Source organism: Tenacibaculum sp. IMCC1 (assembly GCF_054906355.1).
In genome coordinates this window covers 2,946,328-2,971,407 of the sequence record NZ_CM142818.1, presented here as the reverse complement: position 1 = coordinate 2,971,407, position 25,080 = coordinate 2,946,328, and the positions used below count along the sequence as shown (strand labels likewise).

The 25,080-nt window shown below is 29.9% G+C and carries 25 protein-coding genes; 12 read left to right on the top strand and 13 right to left on the bottom strand.

Going from position 1 to position 25,080, the window contains the following annotated elements:
• The first annotated feature begins 2 nt into the window (after positions 1 to 2).
• The gene (locus ACXIHB_RS13820) at positions 3 to 1,415 is read left to right on the top strand and encodes a DUF3526 domain-containing protein (protein WP_462098482.1); all 1,413 of its coding nucleotides are present in this window, start codon (positions 3 to 5) and stop codon (positions 1,413 to 1,415) included.
• Between the two features lie 124 nt (positions 1,416 to 1,539).
• Here ACXIHB_RS13820 and ACXIHB_RS13815 read toward each other — a convergent pair whose 3' ends face one another.
• From ACXIHB_RS13815 to ACXIHB_RS13795, 5 genes are all read right to left on the bottom strand, one after another.
• The gene (locus ACXIHB_RS13815; protein ID WP_462098481.1) at positions 1,540 to 2,787 is read right to left on the bottom strand and encodes a DUF4374 domain-containing protein; all 1,248 of its coding nucleotides are present in this window, start codon (positions 2,785 to 2,787) and stop codon (positions 1,540 to 1,542) included.
• A gap of 26 nt (positions 2,788 to 2,813) precedes the next feature.
• Complete coding sequence (locus ACXIHB_RS13810; RefSeq protein WP_462098480.1) at positions 2,814 to 5,177, bottom strand: TonB-dependent receptor; 2,364 nt, start codon at positions 5,175 to 5,177, stop codon at positions 2,814 to 2,816.
• A gap of 130 nt (positions 5,178 to 5,307) precedes the next feature.
• The gene (locus ACXIHB_RS13805) at positions 5,308 to 6,879 is read right to left on the bottom strand and encodes a PepSY-associated TM helix domain-containing protein (protein WP_462098479.1); all 1,572 of its coding nucleotides are present in this window, start codon (positions 6,877 to 6,879) and stop codon (positions 5,308 to 5,310) included.
• 20 nt (positions 6,880 to 6,899) lie between these two features.
• Complete coding sequence (locus tag ACXIHB_RS13800) at positions 6,900 to 7,193, bottom strand: hypothetical protein (protein WP_073184632.1); 294 nt, start codon at positions 7,191 to 7,193, stop codon at positions 6,900 to 6,902.
• Between the two features lie 2 nt (positions 7,194 to 7,195).
• Complete coding sequence (locus tag ACXIHB_RS13795; RefSeq protein WP_239180025.1) at positions 7,196 to 7,528, bottom strand: hypothetical protein; 333 nt, start codon at positions 7,526 to 7,528, stop codon at positions 7,196 to 7,198.
• Between the two features lie 183 nt (positions 7,529 to 7,711).
• On the opposite strand from ACXIHB_RS13795, the gene ACXIHB_RS13790 reads away from it, so the two are divergent.
• Complete coding sequence (locus ACXIHB_RS13790) at positions 7,712 to 8,710, top strand: helix-turn-helix transcriptional regulator (protein WP_253680806.1); 999 nt, start codon at positions 7,712 to 7,714, stop codon at positions 8,708 to 8,710.
• Between the two features lie 99 nt (positions 8,711 to 8,809).
• On the opposite strand, the gene ACXIHB_RS13785 is transcribed toward ACXIHB_RS13790, so the two are convergent.
• The 6 genes from ACXIHB_RS13785 to ACXIHB_RS13760 all read right to left on the bottom strand — a co-directional run bounded on the left by ACXIHB_RS13785 (position 8,810) and on the right by ACXIHB_RS13760 (position 13,763).
• A complete protein-coding gene (locus tag ACXIHB_RS13785; RefSeq protein WP_047790198.1) occupies positions 8,810 to 9,196 on the bottom strand; it encodes a hypothetical protein in 387 nt (128 codons plus the stop codon).
• A gap of 10 nt (positions 9,197 to 9,206) precedes the next feature.
• Positions 9,207 to 9,626 (bottom strand): GreA/GreB family elongation factor, encoded by a 420-nt coding sequence (locus ACXIHB_RS13780; RefSeq protein WP_047790199.1) that lies wholly within the window; start codon positions 9,624 to 9,626, stop codon positions 9,207 to 9,209.
• An 11-nt stretch (positions 9,627 to 9,637) separates the two neighbouring features.
• Positions 9,638 to 10,939, bottom strand: coding sequence for a Glu/Leu/Phe/Val family dehydrogenase (locus ACXIHB_RS13775; RefSeq protein WP_047790200.1), 1,302 nt, complete (start codon positions 10,937 to 10,939; stop codon positions 9,638 to 9,640).
• A 44-nt stretch (positions 10,940 to 10,983) separates the two neighbouring features.
• The gene (locus ACXIHB_RS13770) at positions 10,984 to 11,151 is read right to left on the bottom strand and encodes a hypothetical protein (RefSeq protein WP_156167091.1); all 168 of its coding nucleotides are present in this window, start codon (positions 11,149 to 11,151) and stop codon (positions 10,984 to 10,986) included.
• A gap of 183 nt (positions 11,152 to 11,334) precedes the next feature.
• Positions 11,335 to 12,660, bottom strand: a complete 1,326-nt coding sequence (locus ACXIHB_RS13765) for a sigma-54-dependent transcriptional regulator (RefSeq protein WP_462098478.1) — start codon at positions 12,658 to 12,660, stop codon at positions 11,335 to 11,337.
• 5 nt (positions 12,661 to 12,665) lie between these two features.
• The gene (locus ACXIHB_RS13760; RefSeq protein WP_159615394.1) at positions 12,666 to 13,763 is read right to left on the bottom strand and encodes a sensor histidine kinase; all 1,098 of its coding nucleotides are present in this window, start codon (positions 13,761 to 13,763) and stop codon (positions 12,666 to 12,668) included.
• A gap of 148 nt (positions 13,764 to 13,911) precedes the next feature.
• Here ACXIHB_RS13760 and ACXIHB_RS13755 point away from each other — a divergent pair, with 148 nt between their 5' ends.
• Genes ACXIHB_RS13755 through ACXIHB_RS13740 form a run of 4 tightly spaced genes read left to right on the top strand, consistent with a single transcriptional unit; the run spans position 13,912 to position 15,995 of the window.
• Entirely contained in the window at positions 13,912 to 14,523 is a 612-nt protein-coding gene (locus tag ACXIHB_RS13755) for a DUF4230 domain-containing protein (RefSeq protein ID WP_047790203.1), read from the top strand.
• Entirely contained in the window at positions 14,523 to 14,888 is a 366-nt protein-coding gene (locus tag ACXIHB_RS13750; RefSeq protein ID WP_462098477.1) for an MmcQ/YjbR family DNA-binding protein, read from the top strand. Before ACXIHB_RS13755 ends, ACXIHB_RS13750 begins: the two co-directional genes overlap by 1 nt.
• Positions 14,885 to 15,445: a hypothetical protein gene (locus ACXIHB_RS13745; RefSeq protein WP_173359691.1), complete on the top strand. Its 561-nt coding sequence runs from the start codon at positions 14,885 to 14,887 to the stop codon at positions 15,443 to 15,445. Before ACXIHB_RS13750 ends, ACXIHB_RS13745 begins: the two co-directional genes overlap by 4 nt.
• Before the next feature lies 1 nt (position 15,446).
• Positions 15,447 to 15,995 carry a 5-formyltetrahydrofolate cyclo-ligase gene (locus ACXIHB_RS13740; protein WP_462098476.1) on the top strand — a complete coding sequence of 183 codons (549 nt, stop codon included), beginning with the start codon at positions 15,447 to 15,449 and terminating at the stop codon, positions 15,993 to 15,995.
• Positions 15,996 to 16,043: 48 nt separating this feature from the next.
• Here the strand turns inward: ACXIHB_RS13740 and rho are convergent, their stop codons facing one another.
• Positions 16,044 to 17,663 (bottom strand): transcription termination factor Rho, encoded by a 1,620-nt coding sequence (gene rho / locus ACXIHB_RS13735; protein WP_047790207.1) that lies wholly within the window; start codon positions 17,661 to 17,663, stop codon positions 16,044 to 16,046.
• Positions 17,664 to 17,862: 199 nt separating this feature from the next.
• Between rho and ACXIHB_RS13730 the strand changes: the two genes are divergently transcribed.
• The 4 genes from ACXIHB_RS13730 (at position 17,863) to ACXIHB_RS13715 (ending at position 21,912) form a co-directional block, all read left to right on the top strand.
• The gene (locus ACXIHB_RS13730) at positions 17,863 to 18,297 is read left to right on the top strand and encodes a DUF4293 domain-containing protein (protein ID WP_167714247.1); all 435 of its coding nucleotides are present in this window, start codon (positions 17,863 to 17,865) and stop codon (positions 18,295 to 18,297) included.
• Positions 18,298 to 18,516: 219 nt separating this feature from the next.
• Complete coding sequence (locus ACXIHB_RS13725) at positions 18,517 to 19,173, top strand: response regulator (protein ID WP_073184660.1); 657 nt, start codon at positions 18,517 to 18,519, stop codon at positions 19,171 to 19,173.
• A gap of 261 nt (positions 19,174 to 19,434) precedes the next feature.
• Positions 19,435 to 20,103: a hypothetical protein gene (locus ACXIHB_RS13720; RefSeq protein ID WP_073184662.1), complete on the top strand. Its 669-nt coding sequence runs from the start codon at positions 19,435 to 19,437 to the stop codon at positions 20,101 to 20,103.
• A gap of 9 nt (positions 20,104 to 20,112) precedes the next feature.
• Positions 20,113 to 21,912, top strand: a complete 1,800-nt coding sequence (locus tag ACXIHB_RS13715; protein ID WP_253680823.1) for a tetratricopeptide repeat-containing sensor histidine kinase — start codon at positions 20,113 to 20,115, stop codon at positions 21,910 to 21,912.
• On the opposite strand, the gene ACXIHB_RS13710 is transcribed toward ACXIHB_RS13715, so the two are convergent.
• A complete protein-coding gene (locus ACXIHB_RS13710; RefSeq protein WP_047790211.1) occupies positions 21,895 to 22,392 on the bottom strand; it encodes a metallophosphoesterase family protein in 498 nt (165 codons plus the stop codon). The two genes, ACXIHB_RS13715 and ACXIHB_RS13710, sit on opposite strands and share 18 nt — an antisense overlap.
• 142 nt (positions 22,393 to 22,534) lie before the next feature.
• Here ACXIHB_RS13710 and truA point away from each other — a divergent pair, with 142 nt between their 5' ends.
• Together truA and ACXIHB_RS13700 are read left to right on the top strand one after the other, a co-directional pair.
• A complete protein-coding gene (gene truA, locus ACXIHB_RS13705) occupies positions 22,535 to 23,269 on the top strand; it encodes a tRNA pseudouridine(38-40) synthase TruA (protein ID WP_047790212.1) in 735 nt (244 codons plus the stop codon).
• Positions 23,269 to 25,035 carry an ABC transporter ATP-binding protein gene (locus tag ACXIHB_RS13700; protein WP_073184669.1) on the top strand — a complete coding sequence of 589 codons (1,767 nt, stop codon included), beginning with the start codon at positions 23,269 to 23,271 and terminating at the stop codon, positions 25,033 to 25,035. The genes truA and ACXIHB_RS13700 overlap by 1 nt, the downstream gene beginning before the upstream one ends.
• Positions 25,036 to 25,080 lie beyond the last annotated feature (45 nt).

The window sequence follows — 25,080 nt, the reverse complement described above, 5'->3', positions numbered from 1 at the left end:
TTATGTTTTTCCAAACCATAAATTACGAATTGAAAATTTTATTTAGAAATGGATGGATTACACTTTTAACTGTAATACTTCTTTCTTTTATAGGTTTTGCTACATATAATGGACAAAAAAAAGTAAAACAACGTACCGACGATATTATTAAAGTAAAACAAAACTTAGTAGAGAGTGATACTAAAATGCTAAAAAACATTCTTGATATTGAAAACGGTATAGACACAGGACTCCCTTATTGGATGCTCCCTAACAATCCTTCAACTGTTGGTACAAGACACCCTAGGGTTGTTGCTATGGATGCTCAACCTCTATCTTTTATTGCTACAGGTCAAAGTGATTTATACACTCATTTTATGAAGCCAAGCATATTTGGCAATAATTTTGCACTAGATTATACAGAAATTGCTAACCCTGTCCAATTATTGTTTGGTACGTTTGATATTTCTTTTGTATTTATTTTCATACTACCATTATTAATCATTGCATTTACCTATAATATTTTATCCCGAGAAAAAGAACTAGGTACATTAAGGCTTATCGGATCTCAACCTTTAACAATTAGAAAGTGGTTGATTCAAAAATTAGGTTTTCGTTTTATTTTATTTGCTAGTATTTCTTTAGTTGTTTTTTTAGTTTGTATTTTAATTTTTACAAAAAATGCTCTTTTAAACTTTTCTCAATTATTTGCTACTATTATGTTATTAATTGCTTACGAAGCTTTTTGGTTTTCGCTAGCAGGTATTGTTAATTTAAAGATCAATAATTCTTCTAAAAATGCTTTATCTCTTATTGGTCTGTGGTTACTAATTGTTTTAGTTATTCCTGCAACTGCTAATCAAATTAGTACCTCTATATACCCTACACCTTCTCGCTTAAATATGATTAATGAGATTAGAGAAGCAAATAGAGAAATTGAGAAAAAACAAGATGAAATTTTAGATGGGTATTTACGAGATCATCCTGAGTTAGCTAATAAAGAAAATAAAAATTTTACTTTCTGGCATCGTTATTTTGCCTCACAAGATTTACTTGAACAACAACTTTCTCCTTTATTATTAAACTATAATAAGGCTTTAAAAAAACAACAACAGGTTGTTGATTATTTTAAATATACATCTCCAGCTATTCTCATGCAAGAAGCTTTAAATAAAATTGCTGGAACCTCAGCTAACGATTACGAAAATTATAAACAACAAGTAGTATCTTTCTCCAATAAATGGAGAGACCACATTGTTCCGCTTTTATTTAAAAGCAAAAAATACACAATAGAAACCTATGAGAGTCGTCCTACTTTTATATTTAAACCTTTAGAACAGAAAACAACAAAAAACTTAATAGCTATTTTAATGTTGACTTCTGTAGTGATACTCATTGGTTTTCTTATTAAGAAAAAAACATCTTATTTTAGTTAGTCTTTTACCTTCCTAAAAAAGGGTATAGACTTCATTAGTATAAAAATTAAAAAACCTTGGAAAGTACCAAGGTTTTTTTGGATAAACTAAATATTTTAATAATACTCCTATAATAAAAACAATATTAATTTGCAGGATCTAATTTATTAATTGCTGTAATCGTTCCTCCTTCTACTTCGATTCCCTGTGTAGCTTTTGCTGTTCTAGCATCTATATTGTAAACATAACTCCCGTTTTTTGTTGTTATACCAATATAAACTATTCCTTCAGCTTTAGACACATAATGCCCTTTTGATGCAATACTTTCTATTTCTTCTTTTGTAGGAAGCCCAGTTACATCTGTTAACGTTTTTGCATATACATCTACAATAGCCAAATCTTTTCCAGAACTATATGTCCCTTTTGAAGCTGTATCGTGCAAGTTTACTAAAAATTTACCATTTCCTAAATATAAATGAGAAGTAACATATCTATTACCTGAAGCTTCTTCAATGTTATAATAAAAAGCTTGGTCAAATGCTGTTTCTCCTTTTTTTATTCTTGTTATTGCTGATGGTTTTGTAGATGTTATTTCTCCATTAGTTGTTGCTACAGAAGAAGAAAAAGCATATGTATCTCCTTTTTCATCTACAGACAAACCATTGTTAAAATAACGTCCAATATGACTAGTTCTATCATCATGAATCGTTTTTACATACTCCATTTCTGGATAAGAATACACTGCAATATTGGCTTCGTTAGGGTAGTTCGTTCCAAATCTATCTGTAGAATTTCCTTTAATTGTAAAATAAGGCAAATACACATAATCACCTACTTGAGTTATCCAAGTAAAGAAAGCTAACTCACCATTTTCCTTATTTGCTAAGTCCTTAGTATTAATTTGTCCTTCGGCTACAAATTGTGATGTTCTGGTATCAAGACGGTACCAAGAAGCTATAGGGGAGTCAGAACTTCTTGATATTTTTATTAATAGTAAATCGTCTTTAACTGGTGCAAATGCTTGTACAGTTTCCGACTGAAAATTAGACAGTTTATCTAACGTTCCTTTATTATTTAACTGGTATGTTGTTACTGCACCTGGGTTTCCTTGTCCGTATAATAGACTAAAAAACTTATTATTACTAGTTACATAATAACGATATGTTCCATCTTGCTCAATACCGTTTCCTACAATACTAATTTTTCCTTGGGTTAAATTATCTGCTGTAAGTATATAATCTGCAACTCCCTCTGACGCTTTTGGTGTTACTGTTATTATGTATTTAGCTCCTTGTTGTGGAGTTTCTCCTTGTTTTGGGTTTTCATCATCACTACAAGAAGTAAAAATTGCGGTCGCAATTAATAAAGCTGAATAAACATTTTTGTATTTCATTGATTTTAAATTTATAATTTGTGTTTTTAAAAGATTGTATATTTAATTTTCCCAGTGAAACTTCTTCCTGGCTTTTGTAAGCTAAAATTATCATAGAGGTTATCGTTTAACAGATTTCTACACTCTAAAGTAAACTGTAATTTTTTGTTAAATGAATAGGTAGCACTTATATCATGCGCTATTTGTTCAGGAACTCCATACTTACCACTTCCTAAACTAGGCCAATACAAATAGAAATCATGAACAAACAATAAGTTATAGGCTATACTTAGTTTATCCTCTTTATTCCATAGTTTGGAGAAAGAATAGCTTGCATCTGCACTACCAAATAAGTATGGTTCATTAGGTATTCTGTCTTTATATACAATACTAACTTCTGTTTTTCCTTCTTCATACTTAGTATTATTTCTTAAATTTTGATATGTAGCATTTGCTCCTAAAGAGATTTGATTATTAAAGTTATATCTTACCTCTGCTTCTACACCTAGGTTGGTTACACTCCCTAAATTGTCCATAATATGCTCGCTTTGGTTTATTTTGAGTTTTTGCCGTATAAAATCCTTTGCATTTCTATAAAAACCATTAACATTAAAATTGAAAGTTTGCTTATCATCATCACTAATCCAAAAGCTTGCTCCTAGGTTATAATTATTACTACTTTCTGGTCTTAAACTTAAGTTTCCTTCCAAATTAACTACATCTCCAAAAAGTTCGTTTGCTTCTGGTAAACGATAACTTTTTTCATAAGAAGCTTTTAATTGTATATCATCGTTTATAAAATATGTTGCCGCAAAACCATACCCTGTATGATTAAATTTATGAGCTCGATTTCTATAAGCTACATCCCCAGAGTTTCCACTAGGATTATATGCCTCTGCAAACTCATTTCTTTGATAATACTTCTTTATAAAAACTGAAGTATTCCAGTTTGAACTTTTGAAATCATACCCAAGACCCATGACGTTTTTCATCGTTTTTTTAGGGTGCTCATAAATTTCATCATCAGGATTTAACTCATTATGCCCTACTCTATCAAATGTATTAAGAGTATTATTAAAAGTAATTTTATGTTTTTCGTTTAAGTTATAGTTCAAACTAGCGGTAGTAGTTCCTGCATTGTTTTTATATTTATATAAAGAATACGAACGTTCTCCTCCAGGGCCATCATATTCTTTAAAATCTCCAAACCAATTATAACGCCTGTGTAGTGTATCAATATTTTTTTCTTCACCTAAATTTATATTAGCACTTAACTTAAAATCTAAGTTTTTAATAATAAAGTCGTCCTTTTTATATTTAATTGTGGGCATTATAATATTTCCTCTTCTGTGCCAATCTCCAAAAACACTTACCATTCTTGCTCCTGTTTGTATTTCTCTATAACTCTGTCCTAGAGTTATTCCAAACAATAATTCATCAGCAAACTTGGTATTTACAAAACCTGTATTAAGCATAACTACTTCATTATGATAAGTATCATTGAATCGTTTTACTTTTTGATTAGGAAAATACGCTCCTGTAATTAAATCAGATACATCAACGTTTACTTTATAATCGTTATCAGAATAGTTTTGAAAAGCATTTAATTGCGCAGTAAACCCCGATTTTGCTACATAAACAGCATTTACATGTGATCTATGAGTATTAAACGAACCAAAAGAATACGAAGCTTCTAAGTAGCTTTTTTTATGTTTTGTTGTGATAATATTTACCGCTCCTCCCAATGCATCTGCTCCCAAACCTATAGGTACAACACCTTTGTATATTTCTATGCGTTCTGCTAAACTTACAGGAACATTATTAATCTGCATAGATGATCCAAAGTTATTCATGGGTATTCCATCAATAAAAAATCGGACTTGATTTCCTCTAAAACCATTAAGAGAAAAATTCATTCGAGACCCTACTCCTCCACTTTCTCTTATTCGTACTCCAGAAACTCTATCTAAAGCATGTCCTAGATCAAGAGAGGTATGGTGTAATGCCTTAGCATCAACAACACCTACATTATATGCTTTTTCTTTTACTTTTTTTACGATACTTTTTCCTGTTACAAGTACCTCATCTAACTCTACTGATGATTCTTCTAATTGTATTGATAATACTAGTTCTTCTCCCTCTTCTATCTTAAAAAATAGTTCCTTAGTTTTAAAGCCTACAAAAGAAACTTTAAGTACATATTTTCCTTTAAGCTTACCTTTAAAAAGAAAATGACCATTTATATCAGTTGAAACTCCTTTATTCGTGTCTTTTATAATAACTGTTGCTCCAGGAATTGGTTTTTTCCACGCATCTACTACTGTTCCGGATAATTTAGATTGTGTATATCCTACGAATAAAAATAGAAGGTTAATCGTTATAAAACTTATTGATTTCTTAAATATATTCACTTTGTTTTTATTTAGACTTAATTGAAATTAAAAACAAAATTACTCCTATAAAACTGTAAGCTTTATACGCTAAACGGATAATTAGCTACGCTAAACGGAGTAAATAATACTGATTATTAAGATGATTCTTTTAAAGCTTTTTATTTCTTTTTATTTTGAAGAAAATACTAAATGATGTTATTGAAAGTAGCAACCAAAAAGCATCTACCACAAGAATTTGTGAATATCCTTTTTGCCAAGAAATCCATAGCCAATTGCCTGTAATAGCACCATTTGAGATAGGTACTAGAAATCCTAAAATACTTCCTAATAAAAGTGATATTTTATTGGTAAAGTAATTGTCTTTTTTTACGATAAAAAGTGAGCTTAGTATAAGCCATCCCCAGAAAAATATCTGATAAATAAATACTTTTCTATTGTCTCCATTGCTGTTTGAAAAACATTTAACGGTAATAAAAACAAGAGCAGTTATTGGATATAAGCTTAAACATATAGCCATATAAATATTTACTAACCAAGTGTTGAATTTACGTTTGTAACTAGGTACGCTTTTTTTATCTCTTGCAACTAACCAAATAAGTACACCAGATATGATTACAAAACAGGTAACAAAACCTAAAACCAGGTAAATTAATTTCATTCCATAACCACCAAAATCTCCAAAGTGTAATCTTTTTAAAAGATTTGTAGCTCCTTCTATATATGATAAGCTATTTTTTGAATCTTTTGTTTTTACTATATATCCATCTGAAGCTTTGAATGTGATTGATCCTGAGCTTAAAAAGTTATCCTTATACTTTGGGTATCCTCCTACTTTTACATGCATATTTGCATCTCCATAATTAAATATTTCGACACTATTTAATTGTAAGCTTGGGTATTTTTTTTTAGTTCTAACTAAAAAATCATTAATAGAAATAGTTTTTTCTAATTCTACTGCTTTGTACTCATAATTTATATCTTTTTCGTAATTCAATGCTTCTGTTAAAGCTTTAGAATTATCATTAAAAATATAGTTTTGCACAGGTGCTAGCATTACCATATAACCAATAATTAGGTATGCGCCTGTAACAGCAAATATAAACTGATATGGTAGTCCTATTACACCCAGTGCAACATGCGCATCTGTCCAAATAGTTTTCCATTTGGTTTTTGGTCGAAATTGGTAAAAATTAGGTACTATTTTTTTCCAGTGAACGATAATTCCTGTTATAATTGCAAACAAAAAGAAAAAAGCTATTAAACCAGCAAAAACATACCCAGATCGTCCATAAAAATTTAATTGTGCAAAAAAATGTAGCCTGTAAAAAAATTCTCCTAAAGAATAGTTTTGGTTATAATTTGCTTTTTTAAAGGTTTTTAAATTTGTATAAAAAAAAGCTCTTTTAGGCTCTTTTTTTGGTACCAATGTATCTTTAGACTGCCCCATTCTGGTGATTACATTTTGTCCTTCTATATTTCTATAAAAAGAAATGTCTCTACCTTTTAGGTAATACTCTTCTCCTAAATTATTTAATAAAGCATCAAAATCTCCTTCTAAAAAAAAGTTTTTTTCAACGGGCTCATTTCTTTCCCAAGCTATTATTTCATCTCTTAAAAAAGAAATAGATCCTGTAAAAAAAATTACATATAATGCTGCACTTATAACAATACCACTAATGGTATGTGTATGAAACATTATATTATATACTCTCTTAGCCATAATGGTATTTTAATATTTTATTATAATTGATTTGGATTATTTAAGTAAATGACTATAATAAATAGAAGACTAACAAGGGTATAAAGTGCCCATATTTTCCATGCACTTTTGGCTAAAAAGGCTAAAATCATTAAAACTGCCCACATAATAAATCCAAAAAAACGTAGTGTCATTATTACATTTGGTATGTTTAAAAAAGTCATTAACATGATGTGAAAGGTTTCTGTTACAACATATCCTCCTACAAAACCAGCACTTATTTTTGCAATACGCTGGATAGGTGAACTTGTCAAATATTTTTTATTTGCTGGCATAATTATTTAAGATAAACTTCAAGTAATAGTGATAAAATCATCATAACAACTAATATTGAGAATTTTAAAAAGCGTAAAGGTTCAATTAAAACAACTAAACTTGACACTAACATTAATAGAGTTAAATATGAAAATATTCCTGCGCCAAAACCTAAATATAAAATCGCGCTAGTTAAACCAATAATTAACAAGACTACACCTATATACTTTCCTTTTATTTTATTCTCATTAATCCATTTTTGAAGAGGTAAATAAAATGTTAAATCTGCTCTATTTGAAGTACTGTATAAAAAATAAAAACCTATGAGAGCTAAACAGCCTATAATTGTTAACATGCTATTTTTTTTTATAAGTTATAACTAAAATCGATTTTGTCATTTTTTATGTTAAAACTAATTTTACTTATTAAGACTAAATAAAAATAAATTATTTTTGTCTTCTGCAAAACTAATTTTTATTCGAAAATCGGGGGATACGTTAAACGGATAAAAAACATACGTTAAACGGAATAAGAAAGCATGAAGGTTACCATATATAATAATGAAGAAGCTATTTTTGATAAGCTATCTAATATTAAAAATATAAATGATAATTTTTACAAAACCTTAGTAACTAACTTTAATGAAAATAATTTTAAAGGTTGGTATAAGGAGCATGTATTTGAAAACTTCAAAATAGGTTTTGGCTCCATAAAAACTATAAAAGGCTATAAAATATCTTTTAATATTAAAGGAGAAAGTATAGAAATGTTATTTAACTTAAAAGGGAAGTTTACTATACATATACCTGAAATAGAAAGTAAGTATTTTTTTAACTCTAACTCACATAATATTAACTTTTATAGCAATACAAAAGGCTTTTTAGAGTGTGAATCTTCAGAATCTTTTATTGTACGCCTTAACTTATCTCCTTTATTCTTCATTCAGTATTTACCCGATGATATTAGGTTTGATGATTTTAAAAAAATCATTAGTGATAAAAAATTTGGTAAACTTAATTCAGAAAACTGCTTAATAAATTCAAGAATGCATTTTTTGATAAAAGAAGTTATTGCCTCTGAATGGGATAATCATTTTCGAAAAATACATATTACCTCTAAAATATTAGATCTTCTTTTATTACAACTTTATCAGTTTACACCTAGTACTCCTAAAAAAAACACAACAAAGCTAACTACTACTGAAGCTAATAAAATTGAAAGGGTTTATGAATATATACTTAATAATTATACATCTCCGCTAACCTTATCTTTGTTATGTAAAGAAATTGGCACCAATGAATATGCCTTAAAAAAAGGGTTTAAAACCACATTTGGTATTACCGTATTTAAATTTATTGCTAATTTAAGAATGAATAAGGCTAAAGAACTATTATTAAAAGGCCATACCGTAAATGAGGTTTCTGAAAAGGTAAGTTATAAAAACCCACAACACTTTTCTACTGCCTTTAAAAAGAAGTTTGGTACTTCTCCTAGTAAATTTTTAAGTGAACTAAGTTTTTATGATATAAAAAATTAATAAGTACTTCTTTTTTAAAACAAAAAAACCTTGGAACTACATGATTCCAAGGTTTTACAACTAACTCTACAAATCTAACATACTTGCTTAACAAGAATGCTATTCTTTTAATAAGACTTCATCAAAAAATTTGTCTTTAAGTTTTTGATAAGCTTCTAAATTATTTTGATAATTCTCACGTAACCTATCGTACTCTTCTAAATAAGCCATATCGCACTGTATATCGTCACATTCTGCTACATTTACATAGGTATTTGAATATGATAAAACAGTTTTATAAAGCTCATTATTTACTTTTTTTCTCTTAGAAAAGAGTTCTAGTATTTCTTTAGAGATAGTTTTATTGACTAAAGAGTATTCATGCAAGCTTAAAAGGTTCTCAATCTCTTTATTAATATACTGTAACTGATCTACCCATCCTTTTAATTCTACATGGTTGTATTTATGTACTACATCTATATCGCTACCGTGATTATTAAGTGTCATTTTTTTATCTTTAAATTAAGGTGCTGAAACTTTCGTTCTTTTTTTCTTGAACTACTTTTAAAATTTTAACTTCTTTCTTCCCTCCTGGTAAATCCCAATGAACTACATCATTTAGAGCATAACCAAATAAAGCTATACCTATTGGCGTTAAAATAGAAACCTTGTTGGTTTTCAAATCCTTTTCAGTTGGTCTTACAATCTGAATAGTTTTTTCCCAAACATCTCCAGAAGCTATAGTCACAACAGTATTTAAGCGTATGACATCATCAAACATTTGTTCTTCATCTAAAATTTTTGCTGTTTTTAACTCCTCAGCAAACTTACCTAATGATGTTTGTACTTTACTTTCTTCGGTATGCGCTGAAACATTAAGTAAACTCTTAATGTACACATACTCTTTTTTCTCTAAAACTAAACTTCCGTGTTTCATTTTACTCCTTTTTATGGAAAAATACCTCGTTGAACATACGCTTTTTCAATACGTTGTATCGCTATGCAGTAAGCTGCTTTTCGCATATCAACACCTTCTAACTTTGCATAATCTGAAACTCTAGTATAGGAATCTTTTAGCTTCTTGTCTAATCGCGTAATTACTTCTTCCATATTCCACAACTCTCCGTTACGGTTTTGAAGCCACTCGAAATAACTAGTGATTACTCCTCCTGAATTACATAGTATATCAGGAATAATTGTTACTCCTTTTTCTAAAAGAATTTTTTCTCCTTCAACATTTATAGGTCCGTTTGCTCCTTCAGCTATTAAATTAGCTTTGATTAAGTGTGCATTATCTTCAGTTATCTGATTACCCAATGCTGCTGGTATACAAATATCACAGTCAGTAGCAAAAAAATCTTCCTTCTCTATTGCTATTGATTCTGGGTACTCTACCAAACTTCCATTATTAGCTTTTGTATAATTGAAAAGGTCATCTACTTTAATTCCGTTCGTATTTTGAATACTTCCATAAGCATCTTGAACCCCTATCATTTTTGCTCCTTCTTGTTCTAAAAAGTAAGCCGCCCAATACCCAACGTTTCCAAACCCTTGAACAATAAAAGTTTTTCCTTCTAAAGTTTGGTTATTTTCTTCTACCCAAAACTTGATGGTTAAGAAAACTCCATAACCTGTAGCTCTGTCTCTTCCTTCTAGACCTCCACTACCTATTGGTTTTCCTGTAACTACATGTTGATTCATTGAACGTTCAGCTGGTGCTTTTGTGCTCATATAGGTATCAGCCATCCACGCCATTGTTTGAGCGTTTGTATTAACATCTGGAGCAGGAATATCATGCTCTGGTCCAATATTATCTCCTAATGCAAACGTAAAACGTCTGGTAATACGCTCTAATTCATCTTTTGAATATTTTGCTGGGTCTATTTGAATTCCTCCTTTACCTCCACCGTATGGTAAGCCAGCAAGAGATGTTTTCCATGTCATCCACATAGCTAATGCTCTGGCTGCATCAATATCTACCGTTGGATGGTAACGTAAACCTCCTTTATATGGTCCCAAAGCATTGTTATGCTGTACACGATATCCTTGAAAAATTTCAACGTCTCCATTATCCATCTTTACAGGAAAATTAACAATAATTTCGTTATTCGTAATGCTTAATATTTTACGAATATTAGGGTGTAAACCAATTTGATCAGACGCACTATTAAATTGCTCTAGTACATTATCAACCATCCCTCTAGCATTCTTTCGCTTCACTGGTTTTTTTAATTCCTTAGTTAAAGTCATCTCACTTATGTTTGAATTTATGTTGCTTTTAATTTTTTCTGTTTTTATACAGCTTGCATTTCTTTTTCTATAATGACTGCCTGTTTTTTTTCTTTTTTTACATCTACCTCATTATACTCACTACACGACCATACCTTTTCTTTAAATTTGGTTAACACACATATATTTATCTCTGTACATGATGGACAAATATTAAAAGGGTTAGCATTCATAAATTATATTTATTTTATTCTCTCTCTTAAAAGCAAATGATATACCGTTAATGATGCCAAAAAAAAGAAAAACTCCCAACCCCTTGCAAACAAGAAGCTCTGGAAGTTTTTATAAATTTTTACTTAAAATAAAAACGGGTAATTTCTCCTCAAGTGGAGAAAAAACACCCATAAAAAGTTTTGTTATTCTTTCAGCTTTTCTCGTAATGTCTTACGGTCTATTTGAAGAATTTTTGCTGCTTTTGTTTTATTGTTATTAGTTGCGTTTAATACATATTGTATATGACGTTTTTCCATTTCTTTTAAGGGGATTAATCTTTCCTCAGAAAAATCGACATTATACTTTAGTGAATCAGGTAAATGCTCTACTTCTACTATACGATCACACATAATTACCGCACGTTGTATTATATTTTCTAACTCTCTAATATTACCTGGCCAATTATATCTTTGTAGTATAGCTAAGGCTTTAGGGCTTATTTTTACGAACCTATCTTTATATTCTACCCCATATTTAAACAGAAATTTTTCTACTAACATAGAAATATCTTCTTTTCTTTCTCGTAAAGGTGGTACTTCTATTTCTACTACTGTCAACCTATAAAATAAATCTTCTCGAAATGTTCCTTTTTGAATCATTTCTTTTAAATCATTGTTGGTAGCAGCAATAATTCTAACATCTACTTTCTCTGTTTTTTGAGCTCCAACCTTCACCACTTCTTTTTCTTGTAAAGCTCTTAATAACTTTGATTGTACATTTAACGAAGCATTTCCTATTTCATCTAAAAAAATAGTTCCTCCATTAGCCGCTTGAAAAAAACCATTCCTGTTACTATCCGCTCCTGTAAAAGCGCCTTTTATATAACCAAACAACTCAGACTCTAATAAATTTTCAGGAATTGCTCCACAGTTTACCGCTATGTATGGTCCTTTAGCAAATTTCCCTTCATAATGTATTGCACGAGCCACTAACTCTTTACCTGTTCCACTTTCTCCTTTAATAGAAACTGTTGCTTTATTATTTTTTACTCGATCTATTATTTGAAAAATTTCATTAATCTTTTCTGAAGCCCCTATCATATCTCCATAAAAGTCCTTTTTCTCTTTTTCTTGAGTAGTTTTTTTATGACTTTTTTCTGCTTTTTTTAAAGCATCATCCATTGCTGTTTTCAACTCATCTTTTGTAAAAGGCTTCGTTAGGTATGCTACTACTCCTGACTTAATGGCTTCTAATGAATCTTGAACAGATGGATATCCTGTTACTATAAGTTTAGGTAACTTTGGATAGTGTTCTGAAACAAATTTTACAAGCTCAAAGCCATCCACTTCTGGCATTTTTAAATCGGTTATTAGCAAATCAATTGGGGTATCTCTTAAAATTGTAACTGCTTCTTTAACTGATACTGCCTTGTAGGTATGATAATTCCAAGATTGTAAATGTCGATGTAACAACTCTAAGATATGAACATCATCATCTACTATTAATATATTTTCCTTTTTTAACGGCATTTCTTTTATTTTGGTAATCTAACCTCAAAGATAGCACCTTTTTCAATGCCATTTTTAGCTGTTATTGTTCCTTTATGACTCAATACAATACCATGCACAACACTTAACCCTAACCCTGTTCCTTCTCCTGTTGGCTTCGTTGTATAGAAAGGCTGAAATACTTTTTCAAGACCTTCGTCACTTAATCCTATCCCTTCATCAGAAATTCTTAATATCACTTCTTTATCTGTTTGAAATGTTTCAATAGTCACCAGTCCATCTTTAGGTGAAAAGTAAATAGCATTAATAATAAGATTGAAAATAATCTGAGTAAGTTGAACTGTATCTGCCCGTAACCACAACTCAGATTCTTCCACTTTCACTAGGTATTTTACAGACTGTCTTCTAAAAGTAGCATCCAATAAGTTTATTGCATCTTTTATACTCGGAATAATGTTTACTTTTTTCATTTCTTGTGGCATTTCACAAGCAAAATACATGAGTTTTTTTACTACTTCTCTTGAAAAAATTGTACTTTGAATAATTTTATCTACATCTGCCAAAGCCTTTTCATTACTAGACATATCTGCTTTCAATAATTCTGAGTAACCTAAAATATTAGCTAGCGGGGTATTTAATTCATGGGCAATACCAGCGGTTAATTCTCCTAAGATTGATAAACGATCGGCGTGTTCCATTTTACGCCTCATCGACAGCTCATTGTTCTTTATTTCAATACGCTCTAAAAGTCCCCCTATTTTTATAGCAACTGTATCAAATAATTCTTTTTCCTCTTTTAAATATAGATTATCCTTAAGTTCTTTTCCTTTTATAAATGCTGATATTTTTCCTTTAGGTATGTTAAATACCAGAATAGTACTTGAAATTATACAAAGCTCTTTCTTTGTTTTACTTTTCTCTTCAGAATACTCTTCTATATCGATAAAAACTTGGGTGCTTTTTGGAAACTGTAATGCTTTTTTTAAACTTTTCGTTATTGCTTTTAAAGTTACATCAACTTGATCAAGATTAGCGTTTATTATTAAAGATGTTACCTCATAAAGACAGGTTAACTCTTTTATACGCTCTTTTAGTTCTTTTTCTGTTGTACTTACTGACCTCATTGATTAGTTTTTATTAAGTTCTGATAAACTCTTGCTCTTTCTGGGAATAAAAATACAAAATAACTCTCCTTTGCTCACTTTGTCTTTAAAAACTCTTACATTATATATTCTTTTTTATGCTTTACCTATTTTATGTAAATTCGTAGTTATGGAATTACTTTTTATAGGTTTGGCAGGAGGAGCCATTATATCCTATTATATTTTTAAAAAATTCACCTCAGTAAAAAGAAAAAATTTGACCGAAAAACAATCGGTAGTTTTGTTAGATAAAATAAAAAAAGTATCTAAATTAATTACTGTTGAAGGAGAATTTGCCGAAATATATCACCATGAAAACACCAAAGAAAAATTTTTAGGACTTGTTACCAGTAAGAAAAAAGCCATTATTCTAATTAATGCTAAAGTGCATATTGGTTTTGATTTTAGGAAAATAAAAATGCATACAGATACTAAGAAAAAAGTATTAGTTCTTTCTGAATTTCCTCAACCTGAAGTATTTTCAATAGAACCTAATTTACGTTTCTATGATATTCAAAACGGATTACTTAACAAATTTAGTTCTGAAGATTTAACTGAAGTAAATAAAGAAGCGAGAGAACACATTCTTCAAAAAATACCTGAAAGCAATTTAATGCAAACAGCAAACAAAGAAGCCCTAGAAGCAGTTACCTTAATGCAAAATTTAGTGGAAACCATTGGATGGAAACTAGACTACACTGCTTTAAAAATTCCTGAATCAACTCAAAATTTAATTGAATAATGAATATTGAAGAATTTCATAACTATTGCATTACCAAAAAAGGAGTAACGGAACATTTTCCGTTTGATGATAATGTTTTAGTATTTAAAGTAATGAATAAAATGTTTGCTTTATCGGGTTTAAATAGTTGGGAGCAACATGAACCTAAAATTAATTTAAAATGTGAGCCTGAGCGTGCTTTAGAATTACGAACTGAATATGAAAGTATTAACCCAGGATTTCATATGAGTAAAAAACACTGGAACACAGTTACTTTGAACAATGATGTTTCTGATACTTTTGCTTTTGAATTAATTAACCATTCATACGAACTTATAGTGAAAGGATTAACAAAAAAACTTCAAGAAGAATTCCGAAATTTATGATAGAACAAGATAGTTTAGAATACTCCTTTGAACTTATAACTCCTAACTCTACAGAATTAAACTATAAACTCACAAAAGAATATTTTAAAGAAGGTAAGTTTAAGAGTGAAGAAAACTTTTTTCAATTAGAGTTTAAACAAGGATCAAAGTTAAAAAACGGACTTGTTCTCAACCCTCTTAAATGGAAAAGTCAATTTCAAATAACTTTTGACAACAATCTAGTTTTTGTAAAAGGACTTGTTGATCCTTCTAATCAGTTTGTTTCACAAGCAGAAATAAATTGTTGGAATAGATTCATCACAAACTTTAAAAACAGTCTTTTACAAAGAAAAAACTTATTCATACTTAACAAAGAGTTTGTAAAAACTTCAAAAAAATCCACGTTGAGTTATATTTCTTACGGTATAGTCTTAACAGTTTTACTTCTAGTAATAATAGGATTCACTGCCGATTACTTTAAGTTAAGTCTCTCTCAAGTAGTCATTCCTTCTTCAGCGATTACTGCAATTGTGATTTTCTTAATTCAACGAAAAATGAATCAAAATAAAATCAGCTAACATGCTCAAATCTGACCTTAGAAAACTATACAAACAAAAGAGAAATACGCTTACTCAAACAGAAAAAGAAAAATTACAAGAGAGCATTTACCAACAAATATTCGAGTTACAAACTAATGATATACATACTGTACATTTGTTTTTATCCATGCGAAAGTTCAATGAAATAGACACTCAACCTATCATCGATTTTTTTAGAGACAAAGGAAAAAGAATTATTGTTAGTCGTTGTAATTTCAAAGATGATACTCTTTCACATTTCTATTTTGAAAAAGACACTGAGCTAGAACTCAATAAATTTGGAGTTCCTGAACCTATAAATGCGGAAGAAGCTAATGTAAAAGATATTGATTTAGTTTTTGTTCCTATGTTAATTTCTGACGAACAGAACTATAGAGTTGGTTACGGAAAGGGCTTTTATGATCGATTTTTATCTGAATGTAGAGAAGATACTCGTACCATTGGACTTAACTTCTTTCCCCCTATCAAAAAGATAAAAGATACTCATAAGTTTGACGTTCCATTAGACTTTGTGATATATCCAAAATAAAAAAATCCCACATCTAGCGGGATTTTTTTATTTTATATAAACTAACGACTATCCGTTCATTGAAATCAAGAACTCCTCGTTATTTAAAGATCTTTTAATTCTGTCTTGAATAAACTCCATCGCTTCTATAGGGTTCATATCAGCTAAATACTTACGTAATACCCACATACGTTGTACAGTCTTTTCATCTAATAATAAATCATCACGACGTGTACTCGACTTAATTAAGTCAATTGCAGGATAAATTCTGCGATTAGCAATATTACGCTCTAATTGTAACTCCATATTACCCGTACCTTTGAATTCTTCAAAGATAACCTCGTCCATTTTCGAACCAGTTTCAGTAAGCGCAGTAGCAATAATAGTTAAAGAACCTCCATTTTCAATGTTACGAGCTGCCCCAAAGAAACGTTTTGGTTTGTGTAATGCATTAGCATCAATACCTCCTGATAAAATCTTACCAGATGCTGGTGCTACCGTGTTGTAAGCTCTTGCCAAACGTGTAATAGAATCTAATAAAATTACAACATCATGCCCACACTCTACTAAACGTTTTGCTTTTTCTAACACAATATTAGCTACACGAACATGTTTATCCGCTGGTTCATCAAAAGTAGAAGCAACTACTTCACCACGTACACTACGTTGCATATCGGTAACCTCTTCAGGACGTTCATCAATTAATAAAACGATTTGATATACTTCTGGATGATTCGCTGCAATTGCTTTTGCTACATCTTTTAATAATACTGTTTTACCCGTTTTAGGTTGTGCCACAATCATACCACGTTGCCCTTTTCCTATCGGAGAAAACAAATCGATAATTCTAGTAGATAATGAACTTCCTTTTTCCGCTAAGTTAAACTTTTCATTAGCAAATAATGGTGTTAAGTGTTCAAAAGATACACGATCTCTTACGATGTTAGGATTTAATCCATTAATTTTTGATACTCTAATTAACGGGAAGTACTTTTCGCCTTCCTTTGGAGGACGTACGTTACCTCTAACTGTATCACCTGTTTTTAATCCAAATAACTTTATTTGAGACTGTGACACATAAATATCATCAGGTGATGATAAATAGTTGTAATCTGAAGAACGTAAAAAACCATATCCATCAGGCATCATTTCTAAGACACCTTCACTTTCAATAATACCATCAAACTCAAAATCAGGGTCACGGTACTTATTACCACTTTTATGATGCTGCTTATTAGTATTCTGGTTTTTATTATGCTTATTACCTCTATTATTGTGGTTTTTATTATGCTGCTGCTTTTGCTGTTGAGGTTGTTGCTTTTTATCCTCTGAAGCTTGAACTTGCTTCTTCTCTTCTTGCCTTTTCTTAGGTTTATTAACAACTTCCTTTTTTTCTGGAGTTACTTTTTCTGGAGTTTTTTTCACTTCAGTTTCGTTAACAACCTTTTCTGGATTTTCTGCAGTAGTTTTAGCTTCTGTTTTAGCTATTCTTTTCCTTTTAGGCTTGTCTGCTTTAGGTGCAGCAGGTTTAGGTTTAGCCTCATTAGCACTTGCTTCTGCTTGCGCATCTAAAATTTTGTATACTAAGTCTAGTTTTTTTAGTTGACTAATCTTTGTTAATCCTATTGATTTGGCAATAACTTGTAAATCAGCTAATTTTTTAGTTTTTAATTCCGAAATATCGAACATTCGTTAAATAATTAAGTTACTAAAATTCCTTATTTGTAAAGAATTGTTTTGTATTAAGTTTTGTTTTGAGTGCTAATTATATAGGGGCTATATAATAATTTTGTGCGGTTACATACAAGGCAAATATATACAAATATTTTAACTTCTAATATTTCTTTTTAAAAAAAGAAGTATTACATTTGCTACCCGATAAAAAATTATGATACAAAGAATACAATCTATATACCTATTAGTAGCAGGAATTATCTCTGGAGGATTGACTTTTATAGTTAGTCTTTGGAGTAACTCCCAAACTAATACTATTTATGTTTTAGATTTATTTTCTGAGAACTCAATCTTACAAAAAAGTATTCCTGTTTTATTTTTTATTTCGGCTTTAGTAGCTATTGTAACAATATTTCTATTTAAAAATCGTCAGTTACAATTTGTACTAAACCGGTTAAACATATTGATAAACCTTTTTTTATTAGGACTATTGATTTATTTATCACAAACATTATCTGGAGAAGCTTTGGTTTCTGAGAAAGGTATTGGGATGTTCTTTCCTATCATTGTTATTTTGCTATTAGTTTTAGCAAATAGAGCCATTAAGAAGGATGAAGATCTTGTAAAATCTGTAGATAGATTACGATAAACCTAACATCTTAGTATATTTAGTGCGAAAAAAACCGAGAATTAAATCTCGGTTTTTTATTTTTGATTCCGTAGGCTATTCAAGCCCTCTAGCTTTAAATGTTAAAGAAATGTTAAAAAAAACTCAGGGTTTTCCCTGAGTCACTAATAAAACAATTAGGGATACTGTGTATTGTACACACTCTTTTAACCTCATAAATTTGTAACTGTAATAACAATCATGAATTACAACAAGATAAAAGTTCACATAGCAGATGACCATAAGATATTAATAGACGGTGTCATTGCTTTATTAAATACTGAAGATAACATTGAAGTTGAAGGCTATTCTTTAACTGGTAAGCAAGTAGTAAATTGGTCTTCAAAAAACACAGCTGATGTATTAGTTTTAGACATAAACATGCCTGAAATGGATGGTATTGAAGTTTTAAAAACGTTTAGAAAACGTAATACAACTATTAAAACAATAATTCTTTCTGGTTTGAGTGATCCAAAACTTGTTCAAGAAATGATTGCATTAGGAGCCAATGGTTTTGTTGATAAAAGTCGAGCTAATGAGCAAATAATTGACGCTATAAAAGTCGTTCACAATGGTATACAATACATTAGCGAAGACATTAAAGTAAAGTTGTTAGACTTATATGCTTCAGATGCAAAAGACGAAGATGAACCAGAGTTTTTGCATGGAGATTTAACCGAGAGGGAAATTGCTGTATTAAGATTAATAGCAAAAGAAAAAAGCTCTAGTGAAATAGCAAAAAAACTAAATGTTAGTATTAAAACAGTAGAAACATATAGAAGTAATTTATATAAAAAATTAAAAGTAAAAAATGTAGTAGGTTTAGCGATGTATGCTGTGAGAAACAAAATAGTGTAAAGACATAATCAACCCTTCAAATTTTCTTTAGTCCCCCAGATTAAGAAGAAGCCCCCCGAGTCTATTCACTTCATGCATCGCTAATCAACTGCTACTAATAATAAACCCAATAGCGATGTACGCGTTATTTAACATAGTATAGAAAACCCCTTCATTTTGTTTTCTTTTATCCCCTAAGAGATATTGTCCCCCGTCTCTTAACATCTATCCTAAGTACATCGCTATTTTTTAAAAAATCTAATCTCAATAAATATACAAGTCATGAAAAACTTTACTCCTTATTTACTAGCTTTGAGTCTTAGTGTTATTTTTGCTTCTTGTTCTTCTAACGAAGCAGAAGTTATAGAGAATAATCCAGAAAGTTTATTACAATCATATACACTTAAAAGAGATGCAACTGGGGCCTACTCTATTGATTTTAATACAGCTAATAATACCGATGTAACTACATTGACTAATACAGACAATTCTAAAGAGATTATTTTAGCTGAAACTGCACAAAAAACATCTACAAAACACTCTAATGATTTTTCTATTGAAAACAATCATTTAAAAATTGGTTTCCTAGAAACCAGGAACGGAAAAAGGACTAATATTTACATTGAAGACGAAAATATTACCTTTGCTAAAGGAATTACAGAATTTTTAAATTCGTATAGTATTACAGCAAATGGAGATGGTACTTATAAATTAGATTTTACTGTAAATAATAATGTAACTACAGACTTCGTATACAACAAAGAAACAGAAACCTACGAAGTGCATTTAGCCAACGGAGAATCAGTAGTAGAGAACAGGTTTTCGAGACAGTTACAGGTCAATTCCTCTAACTTGATTAAGTTAAATTTTGTAAATCATAAATATTTAAGTAGAGGCGAGGAATCTACCATAGTAGAAAAACCTAAAGTAGTATGGGACATAGCCTCTTAATCAAAAATTTTGGACTTTAGAAAAAACATATTTTCTCTTTTTTTTATAATTCTTCCTGCTTTATATATAAAAGCAGGAACATGTAATTATTTTGTCTATTTTCAGGAAAATAAACCATCAAATGAAAATTCAAGGTATGATAGTGCTTTAAAATTGTACAATAATGAAGAGTACTCCAAAGCACTCGAGCAATTATTAGATTTATCTCAATCAGTGAGCGGAAAAAATTTAGAGATGGAATACAAATGTTTGTTTCTAATAGGAAACATTTTCAAAAAAAGAAACAATCATGAAAAGGCCCTAAATTTCTTTAATCAATCATTAAAAATCTTGACGAAGAAATCCTTAATCGACAGTAATGATTATAATAAATTTCCGAATGACACAACATTAGCTAATACCTATCTAAGAATAGGTGTACAATATTCTATACTAGGTATCAGAGACAGCTCTAAACTTTATTACAGAAAAATTACAGAATTAGATCCACTCAATAAAAACTTGACCTACATAAAAGGAAAAGCATATAATAATCTTTCAGCAACTTACATACAAGAATCAAATTATGAGCTTGCGAAAGAATACATCAAAAAATCTATTGAAATACATAGGCAGAATAATAAAAGGTTATCAGAATCAAAAGCCCTTACCAATTTAGCCAATATCATATTGAATGAAAAAAAATATGAATTAGCTAAAAAGACATATTTTGAAGCAATAAACATAATAAGAAACGATAGTAGCCTAGATGCAATAAAACACAAACAAGACATATATTATAATATTGCATGGGCATTGTATTTATTGAAAGATTATAAAGCCTATGAATATCAAGAAAAGTCCTATATAATAAAAGATACTTTAACTGATAGAGAAATGCGAAGAATTGTTAAAGGAGTTTTTGAAAAACATAAAGTTGACTTAGAGAAACAAAAAGTTAATTTAGTCGAAGAACAACGTAAACTAGAAGAAGCACAAGAAGCTAAAACCTCTATGCTCTTTGGTGCTTTAAGTTTTTTAGTATTAATTGTTTCAGGAGTAATTATATATAACTATAAACTTCGTCAAAAAAACTTACGCCTCAAGTTATCTGAAAGTAAACTTATACAACAACAAAACCTTGAGAAAGTAAGATCCGAAGCTCAAATTAAGATTCTTAATGCTACGATTGACGGAAAAGAAACTGAACGAAAACTTATCGCAGAAATATTACACGATAATGTTAGTGCTTTACTTTCATCTGCTAATATGCATTTAACAGCCACAAAAAAACAATTTAACGGAGATACACCACAAGAAATAGAAAAAACACAAGCTATTATTTCAGAAGCCTCTCAAAAAGTTAGAGACTTATCTCACAACTTAGTTTCTTCTATCCTTTTAAAATTTGGGCTAGAATATGCTATTAAAGATGTTGTTAAAAAATATTCTAATAGCCAATTAAAACTTGAGGTTTCTGCAAAAAACATCAATAGATATAATCAAGAATTTGAAATAAAAATATTTAATGTGATTCAAGAATTAATCAATAATATCTTGAAACATAGTAAAGCCAAACATGCACAAATAGATTTAAAAGAAGAGAAGAATCAACTAACCGTTCTCGTTAAGGATGATGGGGTAGGATTTTCTACCTCGTCTTCTTCTTTTTCTGATGGTATTGGACTTAACCAAGTTGAAGCTAGAGTTCACATGATGGATGGTAAGCTAACTATAAAGTCTCAAATAAATGTAGGCACTACAATACAAATTATAGTTCCAATATTAAGAAAAGAAAACAACTTTAACAAGTTAACCTCTGTTAGCTAACTCAATAATTTCCATATTTTTTATATTACTATTATCTATTTCAAAACGTAGCATCGTTCTAACTTTATGAAATCCATGATTTCCTGCTGCTCCTGGATTTAAATGTAACAAATTCAGCTTCTTATCATACTGAACTTTTAATATATGCGAATGTCCACAAATAAACAGTTGTGGTGTATTACTTTTTAACTCTTCTCGAACCCTTTGATTATATTTATTCGGATAGCCTCCAATATGAGTTATCCAAACCGAAACGCCATCTATTATAAATTTATTATCTAACGGAAATTCTGCCCGAGCACTTTTATCATCAATATTTCCATATACTGCTCTCAGTGGTTTTAGCTTTTTTATACTATCAGTAACTTGTAGGTTTCCAATATCACCTGCATGCCAAACCTCATCAGCTTGTTTTACAAACTTTAAAATTTGTTCATCTATAAAACTATGTGTATCGGAAAGTAATAAAATTTTCTTCATTGAAACAAAACTAATAAAAATCAAACCAACACATTATTAACTTATAAGTATTTTAGCAAAACTTAAAACATTATTTTACCTCATATCTAGTACATTTCAAGTTATAATTTTATAATTTAGCTATTTAAAATCTTTACACTTCTTGAGGTATTTCATTGAATTAGCATACAACGGAAAAAATTATCACGGATGGCAAATACAACCACACGCAATATCCGTTCAAGAAAAAATAAATAAGGCTATTAGCACTATTTTAAGAAAAGAAATAATTATCGTAGGTGCAGGAAGAACAGATGCTGGCGTGCATGCATCTCAAATGTTTGCTCATTTTGATGTAGAAACCCCACTAAACAGTAATTTCACCTACAAGTTAAACGCTATTTTACCTAATGACATCGTTATCTTTAATACTCAACTAGTACATAACGATGCTCATGCTCGTTTTGATGCACTTAGTAGAAGCTATGAGTACAAAATTTGGCTAGGTAGAAATCCTTTTTTATTAAATACTACTTGGCAATTACACCACCAGCAATTAAATATAGAGTTAATGAATAAAGCCGCTGCAACTTTATATGATTATGAAAATTTTGAATGCTTTTCAAAAGTAAAGACAGATGTACATACATTTAACTGTACTGTAACCAATGCTAAATGGATTAAAAATGGTAATGAGTTAACGTTTCATATCAGTGCCAATCGTTTTTTAAGAAACATGGTTCGTGCTATTGTTGGAACTTTAATTGACGTTGGTTTAGAAAAAATAACTGTAAATGATTTCAAAAAAATTATAGAAAGTAAAAATCGAAGTAAAGCAGGCGTATCTGTTCCTGCAAAAGGTTTATTTTTAACAAAAGTAAAATACGAATATATATAGTGAGTAAAACAACAGGAAAAGCATTCGATATTAAAATTTTTGCACGACTAATGAGTTTTGCAAAAAAGTATCGCATACGATTTATAATTGCAGCATTATCTACTATTTTACTAGCAGGATTTGCTGTGCTAACCCCTGTCATTTTAATGGCAGCCATAGATGACTTTATTACAAACAAAGATTTTTCTAGACTATTGTATTTCACAATAGCCATGATTGTGGTTTTATTAATTCAAGTCTTTTTCCAATTTAGTTTTATTTACTACGCTAACTGGGTTGGACAACATATTATTAGAGACATAAGAGCTATCACTTTTAGAAAAATACTCCAATTTAAAATGGGATATTTTGATAACTCTTCAGTTGGAAAATTAGTAACTCGTGTTGTTTCTGATATAGAAACTATTGCTAATTTTTTTACACAAGGTGTTTTTATGATCGTTAGCGATGTTTTGAAAATGATTGTGGTAATAGTCGTAATGCTATATACCAATTGGAAACTAGCAATAATAGCACTTGCAACCTTACCTGTTTTAATTTATGCTACTAAATTATTTCAAATAGCCATAAAATCTACTTTTCAAGATGTAAGAAACCAAGTAGCAAACCTAAACAGCTTTGTTCAGGAAAGAGTTACGGGAATGAAAATAGTTCAGCTTTTTAATAGAGAAAAGATAGAGTATAAAAACTTTATTGATATTAATAACAAACATAAAAAAGCACATGTTAAAACAGTTTGGTATTATTCTATTTTTTTCCCTATCGCAGAGATTTTATCTTCAATTGCAATAGGTTTAATTGTTTGGTATGGTGGTTTACAAGTAGTTGAAAACAAAGCTGCAAGTGTTGGTGCCATTATTGGTTTTATAAAAATGGCTCAAATGCTTTTTAGACCCTTAAGACAAATAGCTGACAAATTTAATCAGTTACAAATGGGGATTGTTGCTGGTGAACGTGTTTTTAACATAATAGACACAGAGAGCTCTATAGATAAGAATGGATCAATTATTGCTAACAACATACAAGGAGCTATTAACTTTAAAGATGTAAAATTTAGCTATATAAAAGGGGAAGAAATTTTAAAAGGTATTAATTTTAGTGTTAAAAAAGGACAAACCGTTGCCATTGTTGGGGCTACAGGAGCCGGAAAATCAACTATAATTAATCTTATAAATCGTTTTTACGAAATAGATAGTGGTGAAATATCTATTGACAATATTCCTGTTCAAGATTACAAAATAACTTCTTTACGTCAAAAAATAGCTGTGGTATTACAAGATGTTTTTTTATTTTCTGATAGTATTTTAAACAACATCACTCTTAAAAATGATAAAATTTCTCTCAAAGAAGTACAAACTGCCGCTAAACAAATAGGAATTCATGAATTTATTATGAGTCTTCCTAACAATTACTATTATAATGTAAAAGAACGTGGTGGTATGTTATCATCTGGTCAACGCCAATTAATTGCTTTCTTACGAGCATATGTTAGTAAACCTAGTATTTTAATTTTAGACGAAGCTACTTCTTCAGTTGATGCACATGCAGAACAAATGATTCAATATGCTACGGATGAAATTACAAAAAATAGAACTTCTATTGTAATTGCTCATCGTTTAGCAACTATTAAAAAGGCTGATATGATTATAGTTATGGACAAAGGATCCATAGTCGAAAAAGGAAATCACATAGAGTTATTAAAAAAACACGACGGCTATTATAAGAATTTGTACGAAAAACAGTTTAATAATGAAACGGTAGTGTAAATAAATTTGTTTACATCAATCAAAATAGTACATTTGTTATTCAAT

Coding starts and splice junctions, on each gene's coding strand:
- ACXIHB_RS13730 (WP_167714247.1), top strand. CDS start 17,863: ATGATACAAAGAATACAATCTATATACCTATTAGTAGCAGGAATTATC.
- ACXIHB_RS13760 (WP_159615394.1), bottom strand. CDS start 13,763: ATGAGGTCAGTAAGTACAACAGAAAAAGAACTAAAAGAGCGTATAAAA.
- ACXIHB_RS13805 (WP_462098479.1), bottom strand. CDS start 6,879: ATGGCTAAGAGAGTATATAATATAATGTTTCATACACATACCATTAGT.
- ACXIHB_RS13750 (WP_462098477.1), top strand. CDS start 14,523: ATGAATATTGAAGAATTTCATAACTATTGCATTACCAAAAAAGGAGTA.
- ACXIHB_RS13770 (WP_156167091.1), bottom strand. CDS start 11,151: ATGAATGCTAACCCTTTTAATATTTGTCCATCATGTACAGAGATAAAT.
- ACXIHB_RS13795 (WP_239180025.1), bottom strand. CDS start 7,528: ATGTTAACAATTATAGGCTGTTTAGCTCTCATAGGTTTTTATTTTTTA.
- ACXIHB_RS13820 (WP_462098482.1), top strand. CDS start 3: ATGTTTTTCCAAACCATAAATTACGAATTGAAAATTTTATTTAGAAAT.
- rho (WP_047790207.1), bottom strand. CDS start 17,663: ATGTTCGATATTTCGGAATTAAAAACTAAAAAATTAGCTGATTTACAA.
- ACXIHB_RS13780 (WP_047790199.1), bottom strand. CDS start 9,626: ATGAAACACGGAAGTTTAGTTTTAGAGAAAAAAGAGTATGTGTACATT.
- ACXIHB_RS13785 (WP_047790198.1), bottom strand. CDS start 9,196: ATGACACTTAATAATCACGGTAGCGATATAGATGTAGTACATAAATAC.
- ACXIHB_RS13775 (WP_047790200.1), bottom strand. CDS start 10,939: ATGACTTTAACTAAGGAATTAAAAAAACCAGTGAAGCGAAAGAATGCT.
- ACXIHB_RS13765 (WP_462098478.1), bottom strand. CDS start 12,660: ATGCCGTTAAAAAAGGAAAATATATTAATAGTAGATGATGATGTTCAT.
- ACXIHB_RS13745 (WP_173359691.1), top strand. CDS start 14,885: ATGATAGAACAAGATAGTTTAGAATACTCCTTTGAACTTATAACTCCT.
- ACXIHB_RS13710 (WP_047790211.1), bottom strand. CDS start 22,392: ATGAAGAAAATTTTATTACTTTCCGATACACATAGTTTTATAGATGAA.
- ACXIHB_RS13800 (WP_073184632.1), bottom strand. CDS start 7,193: ATGCCAGCAAATAAAAAATATTTGACAAGTTCACCTATCCAGCGTATT.
- ACXIHB_RS13720 (WP_073184662.1), top strand. CDS start 19,435: ATGAAAAACTTTACTCCTTATTTACTAGCTTTGAGTCTTAGTGTTATT.
- ACXIHB_RS13815 (WP_462098481.1), bottom strand. CDS start 2,787: ATGAAATACAAAAATGTTTATTCAGCTTTATTAATTGCGACCGCAATT.
- ACXIHB_RS13790 (WP_253680806.1), top strand. CDS start 7,712: ATGAAGGTTACCATATATAATAATGAAGAAGCTATTTTTGATAAGCTA.
- ACXIHB_RS13725 (WP_073184660.1), top strand. CDS start 18,517: ATGAATTACAACAAGATAAAAGTTCACATAGCAGATGACCATAAGATA.
- ACXIHB_RS13740 (WP_462098476.1), top strand. CDS start 15,447: ATGCTCAAATCTGACCTTAGAAAACTATACAAACAAAAGAGAAATACG.
- ACXIHB_RS13755 (WP_047790203.1), top strand. CDS start 13,912: ATGGAATTACTTTTTATAGGTTTGGCAGGAGGAGCCATTATATCCTAT.